Annotated in this window: 20 protein-coding genes and 3 tRNA genes; 7 read left to right on the top strand and 16 right to left on the bottom strand. The window is 68.4% G+C overall.

Annotated features, from left to right (window positions below):
- The 5 genes from ACFC1T_RS33575 to crcB (ACFC1T_RS33555) form a co-directional block, all read right to left on the bottom strand.
- Positions 1 to 1,678 (bottom strand): DEAD/DEAH box helicase (locus ACFC1T_RS33575; protein WP_375895240.1); only part of this gene is annotated, 1,678 nt, incomplete at its 3' end.
- A 195-nt stretch (positions 1,679 to 1,873) separates the two neighbouring features.
- Positions 1,874 to 2,524: a hypothetical protein gene (locus tag ACFC1T_RS33570; protein WP_375895153.1), complete on the bottom strand. Its 651-nt coding sequence runs from the start codon at positions 2,522 to 2,524 to the stop codon at positions 1,874 to 1,876.
- 145 nt (positions 2,525 to 2,669) lie between these two features.
- Positions 2,670 to 3,044 (bottom strand): fluoride efflux transporter CrcB, encoded by a 375-nt coding sequence (gene crcB, locus ACFC1T_RS33565; RefSeq protein WP_375895150.1) that lies wholly within the window; start codon positions 3,042 to 3,044, stop codon positions 2,670 to 2,672.
- The gene (locus ACFC1T_RS33560) at positions 3,041 to 3,430 is read right to left on the bottom strand and encodes a DUF190 domain-containing protein (protein ID WP_375895148.1); all 390 of its coding nucleotides are present in this window, start codon (positions 3,428 to 3,430) and stop codon (positions 3,041 to 3,043) included. Before ACFC1T_RS33560 ends, crcB (ACFC1T_RS33565) begins: the two co-directional genes overlap by 4 nt.
- A complete protein-coding gene (crcB, locus tag ACFC1T_RS33555) occupies positions 3,427 to 3,900 on the bottom strand; it encodes a fluoride efflux transporter CrcB (protein ID WP_375895145.1) in 474 nt (157 codons plus the stop codon). Before crcB (ACFC1T_RS33555) ends, ACFC1T_RS33560 begins: the two co-directional genes overlap by 4 nt.
- 70 nt (positions 3,901 to 3,970) lie before the next feature.
- Here crcB (ACFC1T_RS33555) and ACFC1T_RS33550 point away from each other — a divergent pair, with 70 nt between their 5' ends.
- The 4 genes from ACFC1T_RS33550 to ACFC1T_RS33535 all read left to right on the top strand — a co-directional run bounded on the left by ACFC1T_RS33550 (position 3,971) and on the right by ACFC1T_RS33535 (position 4,742).
- Complete coding sequence (locus ACFC1T_RS33550) at positions 3,971 to 4,312, top strand: metallopeptidase family protein (RefSeq protein ID WP_375895143.1); 342 nt, start codon at positions 3,971 to 3,973, stop codon at positions 4,310 to 4,312.
- A 127-nt stretch (positions 4,313 to 4,439) separates the two neighbouring features.
- Positions 4,440 to 4,512, top strand: a tRNA-Glu gene (locus tag ACFC1T_RS33545).
- Between the two features lie 55 nt (positions 4,513 to 4,567).
- Positions 4,568 to 4,641, top strand: a tRNA-Asp gene (locus ACFC1T_RS33540).
- A 27-nt stretch (positions 4,642 to 4,668) separates the two neighbouring features.
- Positions 4,669 to 4,742 (top strand) — tRNA-Phe (locus ACFC1T_RS33535).
- Between the two features lie 153 nt (positions 4,743 to 4,895).
- Here the strand turns inward: ACFC1T_RS33535 and ACFC1T_RS33530 are convergent.
- The 3 genes from ACFC1T_RS33530 to ACFC1T_RS33520 form a co-directional block, all read right to left on the bottom strand.
- Positions 4,896 to 5,651, bottom strand: coding sequence for a DUF6928 family protein (locus tag ACFC1T_RS33530; protein ID WP_375895142.1), 756 nt, complete (start codon positions 5,649 to 5,651; stop codon positions 4,896 to 4,898).
- 134 nt (positions 5,652 to 5,785) lie between these two features.
- On the bottom strand, positions 5,786 to 6,994 hold the full coding sequence (locus ACFC1T_RS33525; protein WP_375895140.1) for a tyrosine-type recombinase/integrase: 1,209 nt from the start codon (positions 6,992 to 6,994) through the stop codon (positions 5,786 to 5,788).
- Positions 6,994 to 7,161, bottom strand: a complete 168-nt coding sequence (locus ACFC1T_RS33520; protein WP_375895234.1) for a helix-turn-helix domain-containing protein — start codon at positions 7,159 to 7,161, stop codon at positions 6,994 to 6,996. Before ACFC1T_RS33520 ends, ACFC1T_RS33525 begins: the two co-directional genes overlap by 1 nt.
- Positions 7,162 to 7,650: 489 nt before the next feature.
- Here ACFC1T_RS33520 and ACFC1T_RS33515 point away from each other — a divergent pair, with 489 nt between their 5' ends.
- The 3 genes from ACFC1T_RS33515 to ACFC1T_RS33505 are packed head-to-tail and all read left to right on the top strand — an operon-like array spanning position 7,651 to position 9,376.
- Positions 7,651 to 8,517, top strand: coding sequence for a helix-turn-helix domain-containing protein (locus ACFC1T_RS33515; RefSeq protein WP_375895137.1), 867 nt, complete (start codon positions 7,651 to 7,653; stop codon positions 8,515 to 8,517).
- A 10-nt stretch (positions 8,518 to 8,527) separates the two neighbouring features.
- Positions 8,528 to 8,875: a hypothetical protein gene (locus ACFC1T_RS33510; RefSeq protein ID WP_375895134.1), complete on the top strand. Its 348-nt coding sequence runs from the start codon at positions 8,528 to 8,530 to the stop codon at positions 8,873 to 8,875.
- A gap of 27 nt (positions 8,876 to 8,902) precedes the next feature.
- Positions 8,903 to 9,376: an NUDIX domain-containing protein gene (locus ACFC1T_RS33505; RefSeq protein ID WP_375895132.1), complete on the top strand. Its 474-nt coding sequence runs from the start codon at positions 8,903 to 8,905 to the stop codon at positions 9,374 to 9,376.
- Between the two features lie 171 nt (positions 9,377 to 9,547).
- Here the strand turns inward: ACFC1T_RS33505 and ACFC1T_RS33500 are convergent, their stop codons facing one another.
- The 8 genes from ACFC1T_RS33500 to ACFC1T_RS33465 form a co-directional block, all read right to left on the bottom strand.
- Entirely contained in the window at positions 9,548 to 10,282 is a 735-nt protein-coding gene (locus tag ACFC1T_RS33500; protein ID WP_375895129.1) for a M48 family metallopeptidase, read from the bottom strand.
- A gap of 44 nt (positions 10,283 to 10,326) precedes the next feature.
- The gene (locus ACFC1T_RS33495; RefSeq protein ID WP_375895126.1) at positions 10,327 to 13,962 is read right to left on the bottom strand and encodes a type I restriction endonuclease subunit R; all 3,636 of its coding nucleotides are present in this window, start codon (positions 13,960 to 13,962) and stop codon (positions 10,327 to 10,329) included.
- 272 nt (positions 13,963 to 14,234) lie between these two features.
- On the bottom strand, positions 14,235 to 15,461 hold the full coding sequence (locus ACFC1T_RS33490) for a restriction endonuclease subunit S (protein WP_375895123.1): 1,227 nt from the start codon (positions 15,459 to 15,461) through the stop codon (positions 14,235 to 14,237).
- Complete coding sequence (locus ACFC1T_RS33485; protein WP_375895120.1) at positions 15,451 to 18,066, bottom strand: N-6 DNA methylase; 2,616 nt, start codon at positions 18,064 to 18,066, stop codon at positions 15,451 to 15,453. The genes ACFC1T_RS33490 and ACFC1T_RS33485 overlap by 11 nt, the downstream gene beginning before the upstream one ends.
- 68 nt (positions 18,067 to 18,134) lie before the next feature.
- Positions 18,135 to 18,896, bottom strand: a complete 762-nt coding sequence (locus tag ACFC1T_RS33480) for an RloB family protein (protein ID WP_375895117.1) — start codon at positions 18,894 to 18,896, stop codon at positions 18,135 to 18,137.
- Positions 18,897 to 18,961: 65 nt separating this feature from the next.
- Positions 18,962 to 20,299, bottom strand: coding sequence for an ATP/GTP-binding protein (locus ACFC1T_RS33475; protein ID WP_375895114.1), 1,338 nt, complete (start codon positions 20,297 to 20,299; stop codon positions 18,962 to 18,964).
- 503 nt (positions 20,300 to 20,802) lie between these two features.
- Positions 20,803 to 21,849, bottom strand: a complete 1,047-nt coding sequence (locus tag ACFC1T_RS33470) for an alpha/beta hydrolase family protein (RefSeq protein ID WP_375895113.1) — start codon at positions 21,847 to 21,849, stop codon at positions 20,803 to 20,805.
- A 21-nt stretch (positions 21,850 to 21,870) separates the two neighbouring features.
- Positions 21,871 to 22,791 (bottom strand): zinc-binding dehydrogenase, encoded by a 921-nt coding sequence (locus ACFC1T_RS33465; protein ID WP_375895111.1) that lies wholly within the window; start codon positions 22,789 to 22,791, stop codon positions 21,871 to 21,873.
- Positions 22,792 to 23,069 lie beyond the last annotated feature (278 nt).

Genomic DNA, 23,069 nt, shown 5'->3' with positions numbered 1-23,069 from the left:
CATCGCGGTCACGGTCACGGCTGAAGGCCGGACGCTCGCTGCGCGCCTCGCGGTACGCCGGGGTGCGCTCCTCGGCCTGCGGCGCGGCGGCGGCCGGAGCCTCGGCGGCGGCCGGAGCGGCCTCCTCGCCGGCCTCGGCCGGGGCCTCGTCCACGATGCCCAGGTCGGCCCGCTCGCGCGCCGCACGGGCGGACAGGCGGTCGGCCTCCTCGCGCAGCTCGGTGGCGCGACGCTGCGCGCGCTCCAGCTGGCGGGTCATGTCGGCGAGCTCGCGCTCGGCGGCACCGGCGATGTTGGCGGCGCTCTCGGCCTGGACCTCGGTCAGCGAACGGGCGCCGGTGATCTTGGCGACCTCGGCGTCGAAGGCGTGGTCCAGGATGTGGCGGCTGGCGTCGACGCCCGCGTCCTCCATCAGGCGGAAGACGCCGCGGCGCTGGTGCGGCAGCACCAGGGTGACGACGGCGCCGGAGCGGCCGGCGCGCGCGGTGCGGCCCGAGCGGTGCAGGTAGTCCTTGTGGTCGCCGGCCGGGTCCACGTTGAGGACCAGGTCGATGCCGTCGACGTGGATGCCGCGGGCGGCGACGTCGGTGGCGACGACGACGTTGACGTAGCCGTCCTTGAAGTCGCCGAGGACGCGGGTGCGGGCGCCCTGGGTCATGCCGCCGTGCAGCGCGTCGGCCTTGACGCCGGCCTCGATCAGCTGCTCGGCGACGCGGTCGGCGCCCATCTGGGTGCGGACGAAGATGATGGTGCGGCCCTTGCGGGCGGCGATCGCGTTGGTGATCGGCGCCTTGTCCTTGGGCTTCACCACGAGGATGTGGTGGGTCATGGTGGTGACGGCGCCGGCCGACGGGTCGACCTCGTGGGTGACCGGGTTCTTCAGGTAGCGCTTCACCAGGGTGTCGATCTCGTTCTCCAGGGTGGCGGAGAACAGCAGGCGCTGGCCGCCGGCCGGCACCTGGTCGAGGATCTCGGTGACCTCGGGCAGGAAGCCCATGTCGGCCATCTGGTCGGCCTCGTCGAGCACGACGGTCTGGACGTCGGCCAGCTTGGCCGAGCCGCGGTTCAGCAGGTCGCGCAGGCGGCCCGGGGTGGCGACCAGGATGTCGACGCCGCGCTCCAGCGCGTAGATCTGGTTCGACATCGAGGTGCCGCCGCAGACGACCTTGAGCTTGAGGCCGAGCACCGAGCCGAAGGGCTCCAGGGCGTCGGCGACCTGCATGGCCAGCTCGCGGGTCGGGACCAGGATCAGGCCGCGCGGGTGCTTGGCGCGGGTGCGCTCGCCGTCGGCGAGGCGGGTCAGCAGCGGCAGGCCGAAGCTGAGGGTCTTGCCGGAGCCGGTGCGGCCGCGGCCCAGCACGTCCTTGCCGGCCAGGGCGTCCGGGATGGTCGCGGCCTGGATCGGGAACGGGGTGGTGACGCCGCGCTTGGCGAGGGCACGGACGACGTCGTCGTGCAGGCCCAGGTCGCCGAAGGTGATGGTCGGCTCGGCGGGCTCGGTGTCCTCGGCCGCGTCCTCGACGGTCTCGGCGGCGTCGGTGACCTCGGCGGCGAGCTCCGCGGCCTCGGCGGTCAGATCGGTGGTGTCGGTGGTGTCGGTGACATCGGTGGTGTCGGTGACATCGGCGGCAGCCTCGTTCGCGGGCATGGCGAAGCGGGCGTCGTCAACGAGAGACATGCAAAACCTTCCGGAAGTGGCACGCGCCAAAGTCCGGGGTTCTGTTTCACAACCGCCTCTATGCGGTCAGCCACGGATCGCCGGAACGCGCCAAGGGCGCCAGATGGGAATAGGGCGCCAATCAAATGAATCAAACGAACGATCTACCACCATAGAGGAACCTCGGGATCGGAGGCAAATGCCCTGGCCAGGCCGCTAATGCGCACCCGCACCGGGGCTCGGGGCCGAAGATCCGGAGCTGCCGGTCGAGGGCTGCGGGCCCGGCGGGACGGTCGCGGCCGGCGTGGTGTGCTCCGGCTCCGGGGTGCCGGACGGGTGGCTGCTCGGGGTCGCCGACGGGGTGCCGGCCGAACCGCCGCCGGACCGGCCCTCCCCGGTGCCGGCGGTCCCGCCGGTGCCCGCCGAGCCGCCGGTCGAGGCACCGCCCGGGTGGGGCGCGGGGCTGGTGTTCGCGCCGCCCGACGCACCGCTGCCGCCCGGCGCGCCCTCGGGAGCGCCCGCCCCCGGGACCGGGACCACCCCGGCCACCACACCGTTCGCGCCGGGCGCGAGCTCACCCGGAGTGGCGCTCGTCACCCCGGCCGGCGCGTTCTCGGCCTGCAAGCCCCCCTGGCGCTCCGAGCGCCCCGACGCACCCCCCGGGTGCCCGCCGCCGGCCGGGGCCGAGGGGCCGCCCGTCGCCCCCGGCCGACCCGCCGGACCGGCCTGGCCGACCGGCGCCACGCCGTGCTTCTCCTCCGCCGCCGGACCGACCGACATGCACCCGGTCAGCCCCAGCCCGGCCACCGCCAGCACCGCCGCCGCCCGTACCACCGCGCCCGAACGCGCCGCCCGCACCGAAGCCACCGAGCTCCCTCTCCATCGCCCCACCCGGGCCGCCCACTGCCGCGCGGCCGCTTTCGGTGCCCAACGCGCGCCGGGCGCGCCGGGACACGGGTGGGTGGCGCGGTTCTCGGCGGCCGCCCCCTCGGGAGCCCGTCCGGGGGCCCGCTCAGCCCCAGAGCGCCGAGGCCAGCTCCGCCCCCGCGTACACCGCGCCCAGCCCCGCCCCCAGGCTCCCCGCCACGTTCGCCACCGCGTACCGCCCCGCACCGGACTCGGCCAGCCGCAGCGTCTCGTACGAGAAGGTCGAGTAGGTGGTCAGCGCCCCGCAGAAGCCGGTGCCGACCAGCAGTTGGACGTGCGAGGAGGCCGCGCCGGCCGCCACCGCCCCGGTCAGCAGGCCGAGCACCAGGCAGCCGAACACGTTCACCGTGAAGGTGCCCCACGGGAACACCGAGTCGTGCCGGGACTGCACCGCCCGGTCGGTCAGGTACCGCAGCGGGGCGCCGACCACCGCGCCCGCCACCACCAGCAGCCAGTTCACTCCGCCGACTCCCCCGCGCCCGCCCCCGGGCCCGCCTCCGCCGCGCCCGCGGCCCGCCCCGCGTACCGGACCACCTCGCAGCGGTCCAGCACCACCAGCCCCTCCGCGACCAGTTCCTCCAGCTGCGGCAGGAACGCCCGCACCCGGTCCTCCTCGTCCACGATCACCACCGCCACCGGCAGGTCCCCGCTCAGCGACAGCAGCCGCGCCGTGTGCACCAGCGAGGAGGCCCCGAAGCCCTCGATCCCCCGGAACACGCTCGCCCCGGCCAGCCCGGCCGCCCGCGCCCGGTGCACGATCTCGCTGTACAGCGGCCGGTGGTGCCAGGTGTCGCTCTCCCCGACCAGCGCGGTCAGCCGCAGCGCCGGCCCGCCCAGCCGGCTCACCGGGCACCGCCGCGGTGGATCACGCGCCGGGTCAGCACCGCGGCCGCCCACACCGCACCGAGCGCGCCCGCCAGGGTCAGCCCCAGGTACGCCAGCCCCGGCCCGGGCCGCCCGGCCTCCAGCAGCCGGCGGACGTCCACCGCGTACGTCGAGAAGGTGGTGAACCCGCCCAGCACCCCGGTGCCGAAGAACGGCCGCAGCAGCGGGTGCGCCGGACGCCCCTCGGTGACCACCACGAGGAACACCCCGATCACCGCGCAGCCCACCACGTTGACCAGCAGCGTCGTCCACGGGAAGGCCGACGGCCCGGTCTCCCAGCCCAGCCCGGCCGCGTACCGCGCCAGCGCCCCGATCGCCCCGCCCACCGCGACCACCGCCACGGCCGGCCCCTGCCCGCGCAGCACCGACGGGCGCGGGGGCGTCGGCGTCGCCGTCGCGGTGTCGTCCAACGCGTCCTCCGAGGTCGTCACAGGCCCATCAAACACCGCTGTCCGCCGCCTGGCACACCGTCACCCCAGACCCGACAATGATCCGGTGGAGATGACCCGGGAAGAGTTCGAGACGCTGGTCAGTGACGCCCTCGACCAGATCCCCCCGAAGCTCGCGGCGATGATGGACAACGTCGCGGTCTTCGTCGAGGACGAACCCGACCCGGGCGACCCGGAGCTCCTCGGCCTCTACGAGGGCACCCCGCTCACCGAGCGCGGCGAGTGGTACGCCGGCGTCCTGCCCGACCGCATCCTGATCTACCGCGGCCCCACCCTGCGTCACTGCGGGACCCGCGAGCAGGTGGTCGAGGAGGTCCGCACCACCGTCATCCACGAGGTCGCCCACCACTTCGGCTTCGACGACCACGAACTGGACGAACTCGGCTGGTCCTGACCCACCGCCGGAGGCCCCTCCGGCGGCCCCACCCCCACCCGGCCCAAACCCGTTTTGGCGATCCGCCCCGCATCCCATATGCTTCTCGACGTCCCCGGAACGCTGGAAACAGCCGAACGGACCACAAGCCCTCATCGTCTAGTGGCCCAGGACGCCGCCCTTTCAAGGCGGTAGCACGGGTTCGAATCCCGTTGGGGGCACGCAGTACCGTAGTAAAGTGCAGTGCCGCAAGACCTTGGTGGTTCGCCACCACAAGGTCCCGTGGAGCAGTTGGTTAGCTCGCCACCCTGTCAAGGTGGAGGTCGCGGGTTCAAGTCCCGTCGGGATCGCTCGTCTCGCAAGAGACGGTGCAGTACGGCCAGGTAGCTCAGTTGGTACGAGCGTCCGCCTGAAAAGCGGAAGGTCGCCGGTTCGACCCCGGCCCTGGCCACATCGCCTGACCAGGCACGATGCCCTCGAAGCAGTTCGCTTCGGGGGCATTTTTGTGCCGGTTGACGCCAACGCTGACGCCAACGGCTCCGAATCGCGGCGAACCCGGGCACCCTGGTGAGGCCGCCCGGGGTTCGAGGCGGAGTGACGCCAATCACAAGCCTTCGACTTCGACCATGGTGCCGTCAGGGCCGTACGTGAAGATCCGGGGTGGCCCCATCCGGCTGATGACGGCCCGCATCGCGGCTTCCTTCTCCTCCGGAGTCGGCCCGTCCGGATCAGTGACACGGAAGCCCTGGAGCGCCACCTCGTAGGGGTCCATGTCCTCCGGCTCCGGCCTGCCCTCCAACACGAAGCCGAAGAAGAACCGCAGGGCCTCCTCTCCCAGGTCGAGAGGATGGAACGGCAGCGGGTACGGCCCCTTGGCCGGCCAGCCCGGCACCGGCTCCACCGGGTGCTCCCCGGCCCAGAAGGGCGCCTCGAACGGCAGCGGCTCGCCGATGTCCTCCATCACCCCGCTGTCCGGAGAGAGGCTGAGCGAGCGAACCAGCTGCCCGTCTTCCCAGACCGCGAAGGCCAGGAAGTCAACCACGCTGTGCATCCAGTGCACGATCAGGCGGCGTCCCGCGCTCGCATCGATCAGGTGCTGCGGCAGCCGCGAAGGGTAGTCGCCCACCCAGTGCCGATCGCAGACGATGTCGGTCCCGGGGAAGCTGCCGAGGTAAGCAGTACCGTCCGGCGGGTACGTCGCGTCGCCGAGCTCGCACCCGGCCGACTCCGCTATCTCCCAGCCGGGGTAGAGGCGGCCGACCAGCTCCGCAGTCCGCTCCGGATCCGCTTCCGCCGGCAGCCGCAGCGGGCCGGACTGAGCAACATCCATGTAGACGAGCAGCCCTGTCTTGGCTCCCACGTGTCGACCCCTCTTCAGAGCGATGGCCCCGGTCCGAGGGCAGGCTGCAAGCTACCAACCGCGTAAGACACGGGTGCCCGGCGAGACCTGGGTCTTGCCGGGCACCGGACGAACTGATGAGCCAGAGCGCGAGGCTAGGAGAGCGCCTCCCCGAGGCGGCTCAGGGCCTTGAGGCGCTCGGCGAGGGAGGCGTGCGCGTAGACCTTCATGGTCACGCCGACGTCGCTGTGGCCGGCGATCTCCCGAACGATGTGCGGGGGCACGCCGAGGTCGAGCAGCAGGGTGATGCAGGTGTGGCGAAGGTCGTGGAAGCGGAGATCGTCCAGGCCGAGGCGACCGCGGACCGCGTGCCAGCTGCGGCGCAGGTTGTCCGGCTCGTACGGGGTGCCGATCCGGGACGGGAAGACGAGGTCGTTCTCCTGCCAGTCCATACCGGCGGCGGCCCGCTCGACGGCCTGACGCTCCCGGTGGTCCGCCAGGGCGGCGAGGACCGGCGCGGGCAGCGGCAGGGTCCGCTCGGAGGACAGCGTCTTGGGCAGGACGAGCCGCAGCTCACCGTCGACCCGCTGGAGGTTGGTGCTCACCGTGAGGGTGCCGCGCTCCAGGTCGACGGAGCTCCAGCGAAGGCCGAGCAGCTCGCCCCGGCGCATGCCGAGCATCAGCGCGAGCACGTAGAGGGTGTGCAGCCGGTGGCCGCTCAGCTCCTTGAGCACGAGCTTGGCCTGAGCGGTGGTCAGGCCGTTGCCGATCCGGTAGTCGGGCGCGGGGACCTTCACGAGCTTGGCCACGTTCTTGTGGATCAGCTCCTCCCGGACGGCGTGCTCCAGCGCGTTGCGGAGCACGGCGTGCACGGACTGGATCATCCGCGCGGACAGCAGCCGCTTGCAGCACTCGCCTGTGGCACAGCAGATCGGCTTGGGCCGCTGCGCGTCCCAGCCGCCCTTGCAGCACTGGCACTCGGCCCGCACCCGATTCAGCCAGACGCGGACCTCCTGGGCCCGCAGGTCGCGCAGCCGCTTGGTGCCGAGGCCGGGTATGAGGTGGACGCGGACCACGCTCTCGTAGCCCTGGTAGGTCTTGGGCCGGCGGTTGGGCAGGACCTCCTCGGCGAGCCAGTAGTTGAGGTACTGGCCGACGTTGGAGTCGGTGTCGGGCAGCGGGATGCCGTTGATGGCGTCGGCCTGCAGCTCGACGAGGGCGTTGTGGACCTCGTCCCAGGTCTTGCCGTAGATGGAGACCCGCTTGCGGAGGCCGGAGGTGGTGATCACGTACGCGCGGCCGTGGTAGCGGCCGTCCTTGCGCAGGGTGATGCTGCCCGCGCCGTTGGGGTTGCGCTTGGCCATCAGGCCGCCACCTCCGCGAGCTCGGCGACAAATGTACGGACGGCGGCGGCCGGGACGCGGCGGGAACGGCCGATGGTGACCGAGGGCAGGCGACGGGTGCGGATGAGGTCGTAGACGGTGGAGCGGCCGAGCTGGAGCTGGGCCATGACGTCCGGGATGGTGAGCAGGAGCTGCTCGCGCGGGGCCGTGGGGTCGGCCGCGCCGGCCGGAGCGGCGGCAGGTACCGAGACGAGGACCGGACCGCCGAGCGAGCCGGCGGCTTCGGCGGAGGTGAGCGACGGCGGCGCCGGGACCTTCGGCGAAGCAACTATCGAGAGTGCCATGCTAGGGACAGGACTGCACCGACACGCAGCCGGTCGCCGAGGCGGTGGCAGTCGCAAAACCGCTGGTGCGAGGCGGTTGGGGTGCGTCCGCATCGCAGTCCCGAGGAGCCACCGGGCGAAGGCGGTTAGCGAACGCCTGTCCCTCTGCTGCGGTCGTGCCGACTCGCAGGTCCTGACGTGCCATGACGATCACCCCTCCGCATCGCGCAATGGCCCATCAGGCACAGCTGCTTGAGGGCAAGTCAGAACGCTAGGAGGATGGATGGAGAGGAACCCGGAAAACCCTTCCGGGGTAAGGAGCCGAGCTTCCCCGAGGCTGGGAGCATGCGAGGGATGACGGAGACTCTGACCATCGGCGAGCGCGTCGGTTGGTACCGCCGCCGGCGCGGCTTGCCGCAGGAGGTCCTGGCCGGCCTGGTCGGGCGAACGGCCGACTGGCTGAGCAAGGTCGAGAACGGTCGGATCGAGCTCGACCGCCTCTCGGTCATCAAGTCACTGGCGGACGCACTCGACGTCCAGCTCGGCGACCTCCTGGCCGAACCGTCGCTCCTCGACGGGGCCGCCGACACCCATAGCGGGGCGGTCGCGAAGCTCCGCGAAGCGCTCATGGACTACAAGCACATGTCGCCCCTCCTGGCCGCCAACGACGTCGAACAGCCGCCCGACCTCGACATCCTGCGCGCCGAGGTCGGCTCCGCCTGGTCCGCATATCAGGACGCCAGGTACTCCAGGGCGACCAGACTCGTCCCCGACATCCTCGCCCAGGCCCAGCGCGCGGTTCGCATGTACGAGGGCGACCAGCAGCACCAAGCCAAGGCACTGCTCGCCATGGCCTACCAGGGCGCCGCCATGGTCCTGACGAAGATAGGCGAATCCGACCTCGCCTGGATCGCAGCCGACCGCGGCCTCACGTCCGCCCAGGAGTCAGGCAACATCGTCGTCACCGGCTCACTCTTCCGCTCGGTCGCCCACTGCCTGCTCACCAACGGACGCCTCACCGCAGCGCGCGCGCTGGTCGTGAACTCCGCCGCCTACCTGGAAGCCGGCCTCGACGACGCCTCCCCGACCTACCTCTCGATCTACGGCACCCTCTTCCTCGTCGGGTCGATGGCCGCAGCGAGGACCGAGGACCGAGGACCGCAGCACCGTCCGCGAGTTCCTCGCCGAAGCGGACCGGGCCGCACAGCGCGTCGGCCATGACGCCAACCACATGTGGACGGCCTTCGGCCCCACCAACGTGGCCATCCACCGGATCTCGACCGCGATGGAGCTCGGCGACATTCAGATCGCCGCCGATCAAGGCCCCCGCGTGGACTCCTCGACCCTGCCGCTCGAACGCCGTGTACGGCACACGCTCGAGATCGCCCGCGCCTACAGCGCGCAGAACCGCATGGACGAGGCGCTTGCCCTCGTCCTGGACGCCGAGGAACTGGCCCCCGAGCAGGTCCGCTACCACTTCATCCCGCGGCACTTGGTGACCGCCTGGGTCCGCCAACAGCGAGGCAAGCCGAGCCACTTGCTGGCCGGCGTCGCCCAGCGGCTCAGTATCGTCGCGTGATCGCCGCAGACGGCTACAGTCGTCACCATGAGCGACTCCCAGCCCCAAGAGGTCGTAGCCCAGCCCCGCACTGCCGCTGGCGTGCTCTTCTTCGACGAGGACGACCGCATCCTCCTCGTGAAGCCGACCTACAAGCCCGGCTGGGAGATCCCCGGCGGCTACTTGCACGCGGGCGAGACCCCGAGCGAAGGCGCGGCACGGGAGGTTAAGGAGGAGCTCGGCATCACCCCGCCGATCGGCCGGCTCCTCGTCGCCGACTGGGCACCCCACCCCGCCGAGGGCGACAAGCTCCTCTTCGTCTTCGACGGGGGCGTCCTCCCGGCCGACGAACTCGACCGCATCGCCGTCGACGAGGTCGAGATCAGCGAGTATGCCTTCCGCCCCAGCGACCAGCTCGACGCACTCCTCATCCCGCGCCTCGCCCGCCGCATCCACGCTGCTTGCAGTGCCCGGACCCGCTCCGAGACTGTCTACCTGGAGCATGGCGCAACCCGCTCGTAGGGCCACGCCATGCACCAGCTCGTTCAATCCGACAGTCCCGACCTCAAGATCTCATCAAGACACGGTGTTGCCTTCACTGCTTGGCCTTGGGACCTCGCTCTGGGCGAAGGTCTCCATCTGCATGAGGTCGCGGTCGACAGCCTCGACCTCCTCCTCCGGGGGTGTGTCGAACTATCTAGTGGCACCGCGCCACAGAAAGGGCTCCTCCCGTTCAAACCACGTCTCGCGCCGGATGAAATCGGGAAGGGCCAGAGTCATTTCTCGACGGAACGCCGGCCCATGTCCGGACTCCCGCAGATGGCAAAGCTCATGGATCAAGACGTAATCAACCAAGTCGGGCGGGAGCTGCATGATGGCCCAGTGAAGGGTGACGAAGCCGTCGGAGGTGCAAGATCCCCAACGTACGCCCAGATCACTCACGGTGACTCCGGCGGATCGCATGCCGATGCGGGTTTCGATGGCGCTGACACGAGAGGTCAGCCAATGCCGCGCCCGCTCTGAATACCAGTCCGATAGGCTCGCCGCCCCGGCCGCCGGTGAAGATGGCTCGGGCAGTTGAAGCCATCCCGCTCGTAGCCGGACTCGGGGATTGAGTCCGACCGGTACCAGCCTGAGCCGGTAGCGTCGGCCGAGATAGGGGAAGCTGCTCCCATCTACGAGCTCCTTGATCGGCTCCGCAGGCCGGACGGTACGACGGCGCACTTCGTCCGCGAGCCGGGGAAGCCTGGGACGGACGGCGGCGGCGACTCTCCCCGGATCGGCGTCTGCAGGTACCGCGAAGACCACTTCCCCGTCCGGCGTGACCTCGATGCCCAGGGTCCGGCGTCGGGTTCGGCAATCAACGCGCCACCGCCAACCCTCGGGAAGGGGTAGCGCAGCGATTGCCTGCTGGAAAGTGGTGCTCACCCGGCATTCCTACCACCCCGGGCGGGACGACCTGGTGAAACGGCTCAACGTCCACCCCGTTCGGCATAGCGCAGGAAGTCCTCATGGTTGTGCCGTGCGATTTCGACCAGAAGGTTGGCCATCGGCCCGGTGTCAGCCCAGTCAATGGACAGCTCGGCCTCCAAATGGCTGCGCAGTTCCTTCCGCACGCGGTCCCGAGCATCTGGCAATGTGATGAAGTTCGGGGAGCGTACGAGCTCGGAGATAATCCATGTGAGGTCACGCGCCGCCTGATGCAGGTCAATGCCCTCGGGGACGACACAGCCAGCCCCAGGGACCCGGCCGGCGAGCACAGCGTGCACCGGGCGCTCGGTCCACGGCTCCAACCCCGTCTCGGGCTCTGTGCCTCCGTCGCGTTCCGCAGCGACAATATCGTCGGCAAGACCTGCGAGTGCGGCAGAGGCGGCATCGAAGTCCGCGTTCATCTGTTGGATGACCGCTTCTAGGCGCGTACTGAACGTCCCATACCGGTCCGGATCACCGTCCAACCGTGCCGTGAGATGGGTGTGGATCCGGCTTGTAAGGTACGAGATCCGAGCGCGAGGATCGGCGTTGGCGTTGACCCGGTCCATGAAGTCCGGGGCTCCGAGATCGATCCCCGGCACGCGTTCCACGATGCCGGTGACGCGCAAGTGCGCGGCGATCAGGGCGCGCACCTTAGCCCCGTAGCGGCGCGGGCTGAACTGATCGCGGCCATCGAGGTAACGCGCACGCGTCAGGTACTGAACCTCACCAAGCATGCCCGCGAACGTCTCATATGCGAGCGCGGCCGGTCGAGGCAAGACCGCGTTGAGCGCGTTCAGGAAATCCCGCGCCAGCTCGTCGAACTCGCCCCGCAACAGCGGGTCTTCCAAGAGGGCGAGCAGGTCCTCGCGCTGAGACTCCTCAGCGAGCGTGCTGATTCCCAACTCCGCCAGGAAGTCACCGAGGCGCTTGAATAGATCGGCCAGGAGAGCATCGGCCGCCGCGTCCGTCTGGAGCCACATCCGGTCCCGGACGGGCTGCGACACACCGCTGTCTGGGTCCAGGTGTTGGAAAGAGACGTCCTCATAACCGAGTACGGCGCGCAAGTGTGCGTCGTCGTAGGCGTTCATCGACTTGGCCAAGTCGGGGCCGACCCCAACGTAGTCGACCACCTGCCCCCACTGCTTCTTGCTGTACGGCCGGTTGGTTCGGGCAATCGCCTGGAGCAAGCCGGCGCCGAACATAGGACGGTCGAGGTACATGACCTGTTCAACGGGGGCATCGAACCCGGTGAGCAGCATGTTGGTGACAACGAGGAACCCGAGCGGACGTTCCTTCTTCTTGGCATGTGATCGGTCGCCAGCGTCAGGACGCCCGTTAGCGATCTCTCGGTACCATGGGTCATTAGCCGACACCTCTGCCCTCCGGCGGGTCGCACCCTGCGGCTGGCCGTGGATGCGGGCTGCCCACGAGGGATCCTCGCTCTCCTCGAAGGGATCGGGAACGGGAACACCACGCCTAAACCGTTCGATGTGCTCCGCCTGCTTTCCCTGGTGAGTCCACTGATCCCACTCTTTGGGGTCCTTGGCCTTGGCTCCGTTACCAGCCGACTTTTGCTGGGACTTCGAGATAACAACGGCCACATCGATCGACTCGAGGACATCGCGGTAGCGGAGCAGGCGCACCAGGTCGATCTGACCGTCGGGAGGGGCCACCGCAGCCGGGTCGTGAGCGTCGCTGCCAAGCGCATCCAGTTCCGCCACCAACCCCTGCAGGGCTGTCAGTAGGGCGGCTCGATACGCTACGGCGGCACGGCGCGAGACAGCAACCACCTGGGCCCCGAAGCCATCAGGCAGAGCCGTCTGTGCCCAGTGCCGCACCATGTGATCGGCTTTCCTGGCGATCACCGTTGCCGATTCGAGGACCTCCTTCCTGCGCCCGAACTTACGGATGACACGCATCCGCTTCTCAGGATCGGTGGGGACCTTCTCGTCGAAGCCGGCATCGAGGTGGGCCTTCTCGATGACCTCCAGGTCTGCCTGGTGAGCCTCATAGCGCACTGGGACGACAGCGCCGTCGCGTTCAGCATCCCTCAGCGTGTAGGTGTCAGCGTAGGAACCGAAGATGTCCTCGGTGGTCTTGCGCGCCCCGCTGAGGATGGGAGTGCCGGTAAATCCGACCATGGCGGAGTTGGGCAGCATGGCGCGCAGGCGGGCGTGCTGCCAGGCGCTCTGGCCCCGGTGCGCCTCGTCGACAAGGACCACGATGTCGGAACTCGCGTTGGCCACACGGTTATGGACACGGTCCCGCTGGTCTGGGGAAGCCGCGAGAACCTCATCACAGCCGTCATCCGCCGCATCGTCTCGGCGGGCTTTCTGGAGCATGACCAGGACAACATCTGGGACATCCAGGCCGAGAAACCGGCGAGCATGGGGCACCGAACGCGCCCGGTGGATCGCCTCGTCGGCCGCCGCCATGCTGATGCGGATCTGCCTCTCCAGATCCTTGCGGTCAGTGACAACGACAACCTTGTGCCCCTTCAGATCCTGGCTGCTGCGCAAGTGCCGGACGAGGAAGGCCATGGTCAGTGATTTGCCGGAACCCTGGGTATGCCAAGTGACGCCGCCGCGCTGATCGAGATCCCGGCCTGCGGCCAGCGCCTTACGACGATCTCGGAGCCGCTTAGCGATCTTGTGTACGGCCCGAAACTGCTGATAGCGCCCGACCACCTTTACCGTGCGGGGGCCGCGCCCGGCTGCGGTGGTGAAGTCCCGCACGAGGGTTAGCAGGTGCGCTGGCCGGAGTGCACCGCCGGCCAGGATCTCCTGGGGGTACAGCTCTTGCCGGTATTCGGGAAGTCCGGCCTCCTCCCGTACCTGGTCTTGTGCCGCAGGGTAGACGGTTCGCCAGGGAGCGAAGTGCTCAGCCTCAGCGGTGACCGTGCCGAGCTCCGCGTGGTCACGGTCGGTGGCCACGAGCAGCTGTGCGAACCGTACGAACTCAGGGACCGGGTCGTCGGCTTCGGCACCCGCATAGCCGATGACGTCCTCGACGGCCCAGTCGATGGCAAATCGCTTCTCGTCGCCGCGAAGCAGAGGCGCCTTGCATTCTACGACCACCCAGGGCAGGCCATTGACGAAGAGAACCACGTCAGGGATCGCGGTTCGGCCACTGCCTCGCGAAACCTCGCATTGGGATACGGCCAGCAAATCGTTGCCAGTGCCGGCGTCACCGAGTCCGGCGAACGGTCCGCCCGTCAGTTCCCAGTCGACCAAGCGAACATGCTCGGGATCCCCCTTGGCCCACCCTGGGAGCGTGCGCGCGTTGACCCCGTCGCGCAAAAGCTTGGTGATGCGTAGATTGCCGGCCACTCCGCGCTCGGCTGGGCCTTGACCCGCCACGGTGCCAAGAAGCAAGGCGAGGAGATGGTCCAGCTGGTCACTGGTAAGCCAAGGACTGCCGTCGACACCGGGGTTGATTCGAGCAACGACGGCACGAAACCGGTCTGCGAGTACGGCCGTGGTGGCGCTTGTTGCGGCGCTGACCTCGTCGTCGTGAGTGCCAGCTGGCGTTGCGGTAGGCCACGCGGGCGGCAAGCCTCGATGGTGCTGCCACCCCATGGCGACCAGTTGGTCGATGAGCGGCCTCTCGACCTTGTCGTACTCCGGTTGCGCCATCCACGCACTCCCGCCCATAGCCGTACGTCGTGCCTGTCCCCTGCCGAACATGGGTAGGGCAACTCTACCTATGCGCATGACCGGACCGAGCTGCAAAGCCTGGCGGGCGGAGCAACGGCCCAGCAGCGCGAGAAGGTGTCTCCGGCCCACCGCCTTGCCTTCGGGCAGCACAGCCCCAAGACCCTAACGTCCTGGCATCTACATACCGCTGTTCATCATGTCCATTTCCTGGGTGCAGACGTTCGCGGTAAGCCGGTGTGCTCGGCTGGACGTCACACCCTTACTCGTCCAGCGAGAAGATCCTCAGTCATCCCCTTCTGGACTACCTTGAGTTTCTCTATCTGCTTGGCCAGAATGGCAATCCTCGCACGAATCGCCCTAACAGGCGCGAGAAGCCGATCCTGCTCTTCACGAGACGGAATAGGGACCGGCATGTTCTTGACCTGAGTTGAGTTAATGGAAGCCAAGTTCGTCGTCTGCTTGCCGACGCTCTGAAAGTAGGCCCGCCCTGCTGGAGACGACGCGTAAAGCTCAAGGAAATCAGGCGACAATGCGTTGCTGCACCTCACACGGAACACGTGGTTCTGATGCAGGCAGGGGTCAAGCCTGCCATCCCACACGGCGCCACGTCCAAGCTTATCGAGGTCGCCGCCTTCTGTAAGGAGCAGATCCCCCCGGCGGAGCGCATAACGGTCGAGCTGGGAGCGCATGATCCGGATCGTTTTCACGTCAGCCGTGTCGATACGACCATCCAAAACATTGGCCACTCGGAGGTAGGGCAGCTCAATAACTCCGTCACCAGTGGGCTCCGAACCCAAGGTGACCCCAGCCGCGACCACAGCGACGGACTCTAGCCGCTGGATCGGCCATTCGCCAGCCCCACTCGCTAGCGCACTGGCAGACAAAGCCGCCTCGACTACCACGGACTTCGCTAGAACTTGTTCCAGAGCGGCGATACGGTGCTCGATAGCGTCGTGGGCGGCAACGATTCGGCGTTGCTCAGGCAACGACGGCAGGCCAATTTCTAGCCCCTGCAGCCGGCTCGTATCAAGACGTCCTGTCCCGTGACTAGTCTCCTCGACCATGGCAAGGATTTCAGGTGTCTTCGCCTTGATCGCGTGAGCAAGGAAGTGCGCGTCAATGCCTTCGGCAGGAATTACGGCCTTGCAGTCCTGACCAAAAGCGACCGTCCGCTGTGTGACACCGAGTCTGAACTCCGACTTCAGGCTCATACCGCGGACGACGAACAGGAGCGTTCCTGCCTCCACGAGACGCGAACCGTTTTCCGCGCCAAGCATCGTCACGCGTCGGGCTGACTCGGCGATACGAAATGCCTTCAAGCTAGCCGCGCTGATCCAGGGGATATCGCCGCCCCAATAGGCATTGTTGGATGTGCTTGGCGTGCCACCGGATAGCCATTTACCGACGTCAGCTAGTCTCATCCTCCGCCACTCAGCCGGGAAGGCTACTCGGCGCGCCGTGAGGGCCTCATCGCGCATAGCCGAGCTCCTTCAGCCAGGTGCCGAACTCCCCCGCTGCGCCAGCGCTTTCCGCCTCTAGTGCTTCCAATGAGATCGCGTACTTCTCAGCCCAGCGATGCAGGGACGACTCCAGCTCGCGCCGACCTGCGGAGACCGCCGCGTCCAAACGGATGGACAAGGCTTCACCCAAGACGGACAGGACAATATTCTGCGCACCCCCTTCTGCCGCCTTCACTAGCTCGGCAGCGGCGTGCAGTTGTGGCAGAAAGCGTGCATCCAGAGCCGAGCGCTTCTTCGCCGCCGCTGTGCGCTCCTTGCGACGACGAGTGACTGCCGCTTCTAGGCGGACCAGCTCCTCTGGCGCGACAGCGACCTGCACCTCGGAGTCATCTTCGGTGTCCTCGTCCACGCTCGGTGCTACTGGCTGAGCAGCAGCCAGCTCCTCGACCGCTGTCTTGTATGCGGCGTCGGCCATCGCGTACACCTCATCAGCGCGAGCGACCTCCGTAAGGAAGTCCGGGATCAGCGCCCGAACAACGGGCTGATCCATCGCACGACGACGATCCGCAGTCGTTACCGAGGACTTCGCCCGCCCCTTGCCGCGTCCTGGGCCTGAGCCAATGCTCGGCTCATCCGTGTCCGGAACCACTGGTTCAACCATTGTCTCAACCGAGTCGACCCAACCGTCGAGAACTCGCTCGTACCCGCCGGCCGCAAGCGCCTTAAGGTCATACCTTGTCACCGTCCACCAGTCAGCCATGATTCCGGCGGTCGTGTAACCGTCCAAGACTCCCACCGTACCCACGGCTTCCGTGAAGCTGGACACCAAGCGATCGCGGAGGTCCATAAGACGGTGATTGTCAACGAGCATCGAGAAGCGGGAGGTTTGATCGTCCCACCACTTCTCGTACCTTTCATGCAGCTGTGCTTCTTTAGGCGCCGTTAGCTCCGGCACACGGGCAGCCGTTGCTTCGGGACCCTCCGGCAAAAAGTCCATGTACTCCGGGTCGCTGTCGCGCGCCGTAAAGAAGGCCGAGGCGTTGACCCCATATGCGTCGAACAGCCTCGCTTTAGCCTCGATCTCGGCCTTCGGTACTCCGCCGTACAGGTGTGCCCGCACATCCTGCGGTTCAGCTGGCGGGGAGTTGTCCACCCAGCGGCGGATGTTCAAGTTGGCATCGGCAGCTAGCAGCTCTTCAACGCTCACCGCACGCGAGTAGCCGGGCTCCTGCCGCCATTCCCGGAAGACTGTAGAAATCTTCTCGACGTGCTCAGGGCCCAGCTCGTTCTGGTTACGGGCAGCCCGGAAATCACGGTCAGCGTTAATGAACAGGACGTGTTCCTCCCGCTTTCCACGCTTGCGGTGCGGAGGCCGCAGTACCAGGATGCAGCCGGGGATTCCCGTCCCGTAGAAGAGGTTAGGGCCGAGGCCGATGACGGCCTCGATGCAATCGTCCTCTAGAAGCTTGACACGGATGTCGCGCTCTTTACCGCTGCGGAACAGCACGCCGTGCGGCATGACCGTGGCCGCGATACCCCGCTCTTCCAGCACGGAGACCATGTGCTGGACAAACATCAGGTCGGCCTTCTTGCCGTTCTCGGGAGTCGCGCCCCATTTCATGCGCCAGCCGTGCTTTTCGTCGGCGAGGTCGACCAACTCAGCGTCGTAGTTCAACGAGAAGGGCGGGTTGGACAGCACCTTGGTGAAGGTGCGCAGCCGACCTGCCGGCGTCAGGTGCAGGGGCTCGGTGAGGGTATCGCCGTGCTGGAGGTCGAACTCGCGGATGCCGTGGAGAACCATGTTCATGCTGGCCATAGACCAGGAGGGGCCGTTCTTGTCCTGTCCGTTGATGGAGAGGTCGTCGGGCGACCCACCATGCTCCTCCACGTACTCATGCGCAGCGATCAGCATGCCACCGGAGCCCGCGCAGGGGTCGTAAACACTGTCCCCAGGCTGCGGGTCGACGAGGCGGACCATCATCCGGACCACCTCACGGGGGGTGTAGAACTCGCCGCCACGCTGGCCCGCGGAGTCGGCGAACCTCGCCAGGAGGTACTCGTACGCCGCGCCCAGCATGTCCGGGAACTCGAAATCCTCGTTGCGCAACCGATACAGGCTGAAGTGGCGGATGAGCGAGCGCAGCTCGGTGTTCGTGAAGCGGGGCTTGGTGCCGACGATCTCGTTGAACGAGATGTGTGAGGCGACACCCGCGAGACGGCTGTGACTTCGTTGGAGGGCCATGAGGGCCTGGTCCAGACTCTCACCCACATGGTCAACGAGCATGGACAGCCCTGGGAACGGATGATCTGGCTGCTCCGGGTTCCCGTGGGGGCCCTTCCACCAGCGGGCGCGCGGCGGGACGTAGAAGACCCGCGGGTACTTGTCAGGGTCGTTGGCCCGCGCCAGAGCCATGGCGGGGTCATCGGTCCGCTCCATGGCGTCCTTGTAGACGCGCTCCCACTCGGGTTGGAACTCGTCGGAGGACCGCTTCAGGAACAGCATCCCGAAGATGTAGTCGCGGTACTCCGAGGCGTCCATCCGACCCCGCAGGATGTCAGCGGCGGAGAAGAGATGCCGCTCCAGCTGGGGCAGTGTGATGCGAGCCATGCGCTGGTCCTTCATACGCTGTGGAAGTTCGGGAGACCTCAGGCAGCGTAGTCGGGGAGGGACCCCAGGCAGAAACCGTCCGGTCAGCCACGGCGACCAGACGACTCTGTGCCGATCTCCAGCATGCTGAGCAGCCGCCACAGGTCGGTAGACGGGTCACGCTTCAGCGGGTCGCAGCCGTCCGCATGCCCCGACCTGCGATTCCACTGCTCATACGACTCAGAGCCTGGCCCGGAAATCTTTTCGAGGCTGGCCTTCTTCGGCGAACAGCCACCGTTCGAACAGTTCGCGACGAGGCCGCGCGCGTTGCCTATCGCATCTGCCTCCTTTTTCATCAGGGACTTGCCGCGCTCCTCGGTGATGCCCTTGCCCCGATCACCCGACTTCTTGTCGTAATCAGCAAAGCCCTTGGCCCTCGGGTGCTTCCGCAGCTGATCTACGATCTTGTCGCTGAGGCCGCCCTCCTGGCTGGTGAACGGCTGAAAGTGGAGCAGTAGCCACAACTCGATTGAGGGGTGTGAGAGGGCAACCTGCACTCCCTCCTTGGCGGCCAGCCGCATGGCAGCAGGGATGTCCTCGTCCCGGTTGTCCGCCGAGTCGCGATCGAACAGTGCCCACTTCTCGTCTTCCCCGCTAGAAGCCGCGTCGATCACATGTTTGACGACTTCGCTGGGCCGAAGCCCCCTATTTGAACCACAGAAGCGCAGGAAGAACTTCTGTCCAGGTCGGTCGCCGTACTTGTCATTGAGGAACTTGATGTACTCGCGCTCGGTCTTCTGGCCCTCAGCAGCGATCAGTACGACCCGACGCGACTCGTCGTGGAAGGAGTCGAGGCTGCGTCGCATCGACCGGGGTGCGTCATGCCGGCCTTTACGCCGGTTGACTCGCTGGCTCTCCGCGGATGGTCTGCTCACGCTGTTGTCGTCGCCTTCGGCTGTGAGTCTGGTTCGGCCCGCTGCGCCTCCAAGTGCCGTCTCATCGATACGAGCTGGCGAGCCACGTCCCCGGTCGCCAGGCGCGGCACACCGCCGTAGTGGCCCCGCAGGTAGCGACGCTCCAGATTCTCGTCGTTACGGGCCTTGCGGGCCGCAAGAAGGGGGTAGAGGGCCGACTCCCCGCTTCCTTGTTTGACAGTGAGCCATACCTGGTCACGATCAAGTGGGCGCCCGGTAACGGAGGGGCCGAGCAACGTGGCGTCATGGGTAGTGAAGATCAGTTGGGCGAACTCGGGATTGGCATCTGCGTCTTGAAAAAGCCGTACGACCTCGGCTGCCAACACCGGATGCAGACTGGAGTCAAGTTCATCGGCCAGTAGTACTCCGCCGCCCTTCCGGTCCAGCAAGCGAAGGAGAGGGCCGAGGAACGCGAACCAGGCATGCGTGCCTAGGGACTCCTGCTCCCAGAAGTCCAGTGGACGCGAGGAGCCGTCGGAGCTTCGATGCAGCAACCGGACCTCTCCGCTCTCAGCATCCACATCAACACCCGAAACGCCGAGATCTGCCGAAGTAAGCATCGCAACAAGCCGATCCCGCAACTCGTGCGCGTCTCTGCGGCTCAGCATCTCCCTCGTCCAAGCGGTCCGCGCCTCCACGTCCTCACCATTAGTGACCAGCCACAGGTTGTCCTGGAACCAGCGGTGGATGGCTGAGAGCTGAGGGTGGTTGAGGGCAGCCCCAACCGTCAGGAAGAGCGCGTTGGGACGAGTGGTGGTGACCAGGAGGTCCTTGAGGTCCTTACGGCCGCTGAGCCCAGTGCCAGGGAAGCGGAATTCGCCTCCCTCCACGTCTAGCCGATCTGCCTCCCGGTCGAACCAGACCTGTCGGCGGCCGGACGGGTATGCGTGCAGCCACTCGCTCTCGACTCTGTCATCCGACAGCTCGAAGCCATACGTGTAGCGGACCTTGCGGCCTTCGGCGCCCAGCAGAAGATCTACCTCAAACAGACTAGTATCTGCCGAAGTGTCCTCGGCGAGCGCGAAGGGCTGCCGGGGAACGCCCTGGTCCCTACCCCACGTTGCGAGGGACTCGATAACCGCTTCCCGCATGAAGCGCATGGCTGCCAGAACATTGGACTTGCCGGAAGCGTTGGCACCGAAGATGCCGACTGCTGGGAGCACATGCACCGGCCTGCCTTCCGAGCGGGCGCCGCTGTCACGCCCTGTGCCCTCATTGAACTCGGTAGCCACGAGCGAGAGCTCTTGCTCATCACGGATCGACCTGTGATTGGCGACCCGGAAACTGAGCAACATGGTCGGCCTCCCCGTGAGGCGGGCTAGCAGGTCGCCGCGTTGGGCGTACTCGTGCAGATAATCCGCACCAAGCAGCCTATGACCTCTCCGTGAGATCCGCCAGCACCAGTCCAGCGTGATCACCGGTGAGGGGCTGCGAGCCGGCGCGGACAGTGCACGCCGGTAAGGGCCTCGGTAGGGCTGCAGCGCGGCGCTACTAGCAGCCACAGCTGGGATCGGCAGCGGTGTGCCTACCCCTAGCGCACCAAGCACCGCAGCTCCCCGGCGAGCGCCGGTTGACGCCAACGCTGACGCCAACCGACCCGAACAATGACGTCCGACGGCAGCCTTCCATGGACGGCAGAATCACTCAAACTAGGGCATTCCACCGCACCGGCTTGGCCTGAAAAGCGGAAGGTCGCCGGTTCGACCCCGGCCCTGGCCACAGCCAGTGGAGGCCCCGGAGAGTTCGCTCTCCGGGGCCTCTCGCGTTTCCCGAACTCGCCCGCCCGGTCGGCGGGTTGTCAGGCCAGCTGGGTGGCGAGCCAGTCGGCGGTGGCCGGGAGCCAGTCGGGCAGGGCGGTGCCGAGCAGGTGGTTGCCGTGCGGGACGAGCAGCAGTTCGGCGTTCGGGGCGTGCTCGGCGAGGACGGTGGCGTTGGTGACGCCCGGGATGCGGTCCTCGCCGCCCTCGACCACCAGCAGCGGGAGGGTGATCGTCGGGGCGAGCGCGGTCAGGTCCAGCCGGTCGGCGAAGGCGCGGGCCGCCTCCGGGCTCCCGCAGCGCTGGACCAGCGTGTCGGTGACGAACGGGGGCAGCTCCGCCCAGTCCAGCCGGTACGGTCCGCTGACCGTCGCGGCCGCGCGCAGCCGGGGCTCGTGGGCGGCGGCCCGCGCCGCGTAGTAGCCGCCCAGGCTGAGGCCGATCACCGCCGTACGGTCGAGGTCCAGGCCGTCGTGGCCCGCCAGCGCGTCCAGGGCCCGGCCCACCACCCGGTGGTAGTCCGGCTCCGGCGCACTGGTGGCCGCCAGCACGCCCTGCCCCGGCCCGTCCATCGCCAGCACGGCGACCCCCCGCTTCAGCAGGGCCCCGGCCAGCGTGTGGAACTCCTCCTTCGAGGAGTCCATGCCCGGCACCACCAGCACCACCGGGGCCCCGCCCCGCACCCCCGCCGGCCGGCGCAGCCAGCCCGCGAAGCCCTCGCCCTCGACCCGCCGGGCGTCCGGCTCCAGCAGCGCCAACGACCGCCGCATCGCCTCGTCGGCCTCGTCGGCGAGCCGCGCGGCGGCGGCCCGGTCGGGGTGCGGCATCAGCCCGGCGGCGTGGAACCAGCGGGCGGCGCGGCGGTAGGCGGTGCCGGCGGTCACCGTCCGCCCCTCGGCCGCGGCCCGATCGGCCTCGGCGGCGTACCGGCGGCCGGTGCCGCCGAACGCGTCCGGCCACTCCTCCAGCGAGGCCAGTCCGGCGGTCACCCGGTCGTACTCGTACAGGTCGAGACCGGCCCCGTGGGCGCGCGGGCGGGCGTCCGCCACGTACGCGGGCAGCAGACCGGGGGTGTCGAAGAAGGACACGATGGGTTCTCCGTTCAGGGTTCAGACGAGGGTCAGGACGGCCTTGCCGCGGATCCGGCGGTCGCGCAGGTCGGTGAGGGTGGCCGCGGTGTCGGCCCAGGGGGCGGTCCGGCCGATCTCCGGGGTCAGCCGGCCGGCCGCCGCCAGGCGCACCAGGGTGGCCAGGTCCGTGCCGTACGGGACGTCGGAGTCGGCGTAGTGGAAGTGCCGCAGGGTGGCCGACTCGGGGCCCTTGAAGAAGTCGAAGAAGTCCAGCGTCACCGGCGTCCGCGAGGCCTGCCCGAACCAGACCAGGGTGCCCCGCCGCGCCAACCGGGCCAGCGCCACCGGCAGGTTCGCACCCCCCGTCGACTCCAGCACCACGTCGTACGGCCCGCGCGCCTCCCCGAGGTCGTGCACCACCTCCGCCGCCCCCAGCTCGACCAGCCGACGACCGCGCTCCGGCGAGGCCGTGACCACGGTCAGCTCGGCCCCGGCCGCGGCGGCCAACTCGGTGAAGTAGTGCCCAACCCCACCGGAAGCCCCGGTCATCAGCACCCGCCGCCCGGCCACCGCCCCCACCGTCCGCAGCAACCGCAGCGCGGTCAGCCCCGCCAACGGCAGCGCCGCCGCCCGCACCGCGTCCAGACCGTCCGGCAACTCGGCCACCGACCCGACCGGCACGCACACGTACTCGGCCCACCCACCCGCCGGAGGATGGGCGACCACCCGCCGGCACACCGCGGGCCCCACCCCGTCGGCAGCAGCCTGCACCACCAGCCCCGCGACGTCCTTCCCCGGCCGCCACCCCGGCTGCGGCGCCTCCAGCTGGAAGGTCTCCCCCCGGTTCACCGAGAACGCCTCCACCTTCACCAGCACCTCCCCCGGCCCCGGCTGCGGCTGCGCCACCTCCGCGAACCGCACCGGCTCCCCCACCTCACCCGTCGCCACCAGCGCCTTCATCCCCGCACTCCCATCAACTCGGCAGACCCCCACCCCACCCCGCCCACCCCCACCCGGTCCAACAACCCCCCACCCCCACCCACAACCCCCAGTTGTCCCCCCACCCCCTCCCCACGGGCGCGCAGGCCACCGCCCCGCGCACCCGCACCAACCCACCCCCATCAACCACCCCCCTCACCCCCTCACCCGCCCAAGGCGAGAGGGACGCGCTGCGGGAGGGGGCGGTGGAGGGGGTGGGTGCGGAGAGCGGCGTAACGGGTGATTTTCAGACCGCCCAC

Origin of the sequence: Kitasatospora sp. NPDC056076, assembly GCF_042266305.1 — a bacterium.
Lineage (GTDB): Bacteria > Actinomycetota > Actinomycetes > Streptomycetales > Streptomycetaceae > Kitasatospora.
The sequence above is the reverse complement of the archived record's forward strand: the minus strand, read 5'-3'. Positions and strand labels throughout refer to the sequence as shown.

Coding starts and splice junctions, on each gene's coding strand:
- ACFC1T_RS33505 (WP_375895132.1), top strand. CDS start 8,903: ATGAGCGACTCCCAGCCCCAAGAGGTCGTAGCCCAGCCCCGCACTGCC.
- ACFC1T_RS33490 (WP_375895123.1), bottom strand. CDS start 15,461: ATGCGCGATGAGGCCCTCACGGCGCGCCGAGTAGCCTTCCCGGCTGAG.
- ACFC1T_RS33475 (WP_375895114.1), bottom strand. CDS start 20,299: ATGTTGCTCAGTTTCCGGGTCGCCAATCACAGGTCGATCCGTGATGAG.
- ACFC1T_RS33515 (WP_375895137.1), top strand. CDS start 7,651: ATGACGGAGACTCTGACCATCGGCGAGCGCGTCGGTTGGTACCGCCGC.
- ACFC1T_RS33485 (WP_375895120.1), bottom strand. CDS start 18,066: ATGAAGGACCAGCGCATGGCTCGCATCACACTGCCCCAGCTGGAGCGG.
- ACFC1T_RS33480 (WP_375895117.1), bottom strand. CDS start 18,896: ATGCGACGCAGCCTCGACTCCTTCCACGACGAGTCGCGTCGGGTCGTA.
- ACFC1T_RS33495 (WP_375895126.1), bottom strand. CDS start 13,962: ATGGCGCAACCGGAGTACGACAAGGTCGAGAGGCCGCTCATCGACCAA.
- ACFC1T_RS33525 (WP_375895140.1), bottom strand. CDS start 6,994: ATGGCCAAGCGCAACCCCAACGGCGCGGGCAGCATCACCCTGCGCAAG.
- ACFC1T_RS33510 (WP_375895134.1), top strand. CDS start 8,528: ATGTGGACGGCCTTCGGCCCCACCAACGTGGCCATCCACCGGATCTCG.
- ACFC1T_RS33550 (WP_375895143.1), top strand. CDS start 3,971: ATGACCCGGGAAGAGTTCGAGACGCTGGTCAGTGACGCCCTCGACCAG.
- ACFC1T_RS33465 (WP_375895111.1), bottom strand. CDS start 22,791: ATGAAGGCGCTGGTGGCGACGGGTGAGGTGGGGGAGCCGGTGCGGTTC.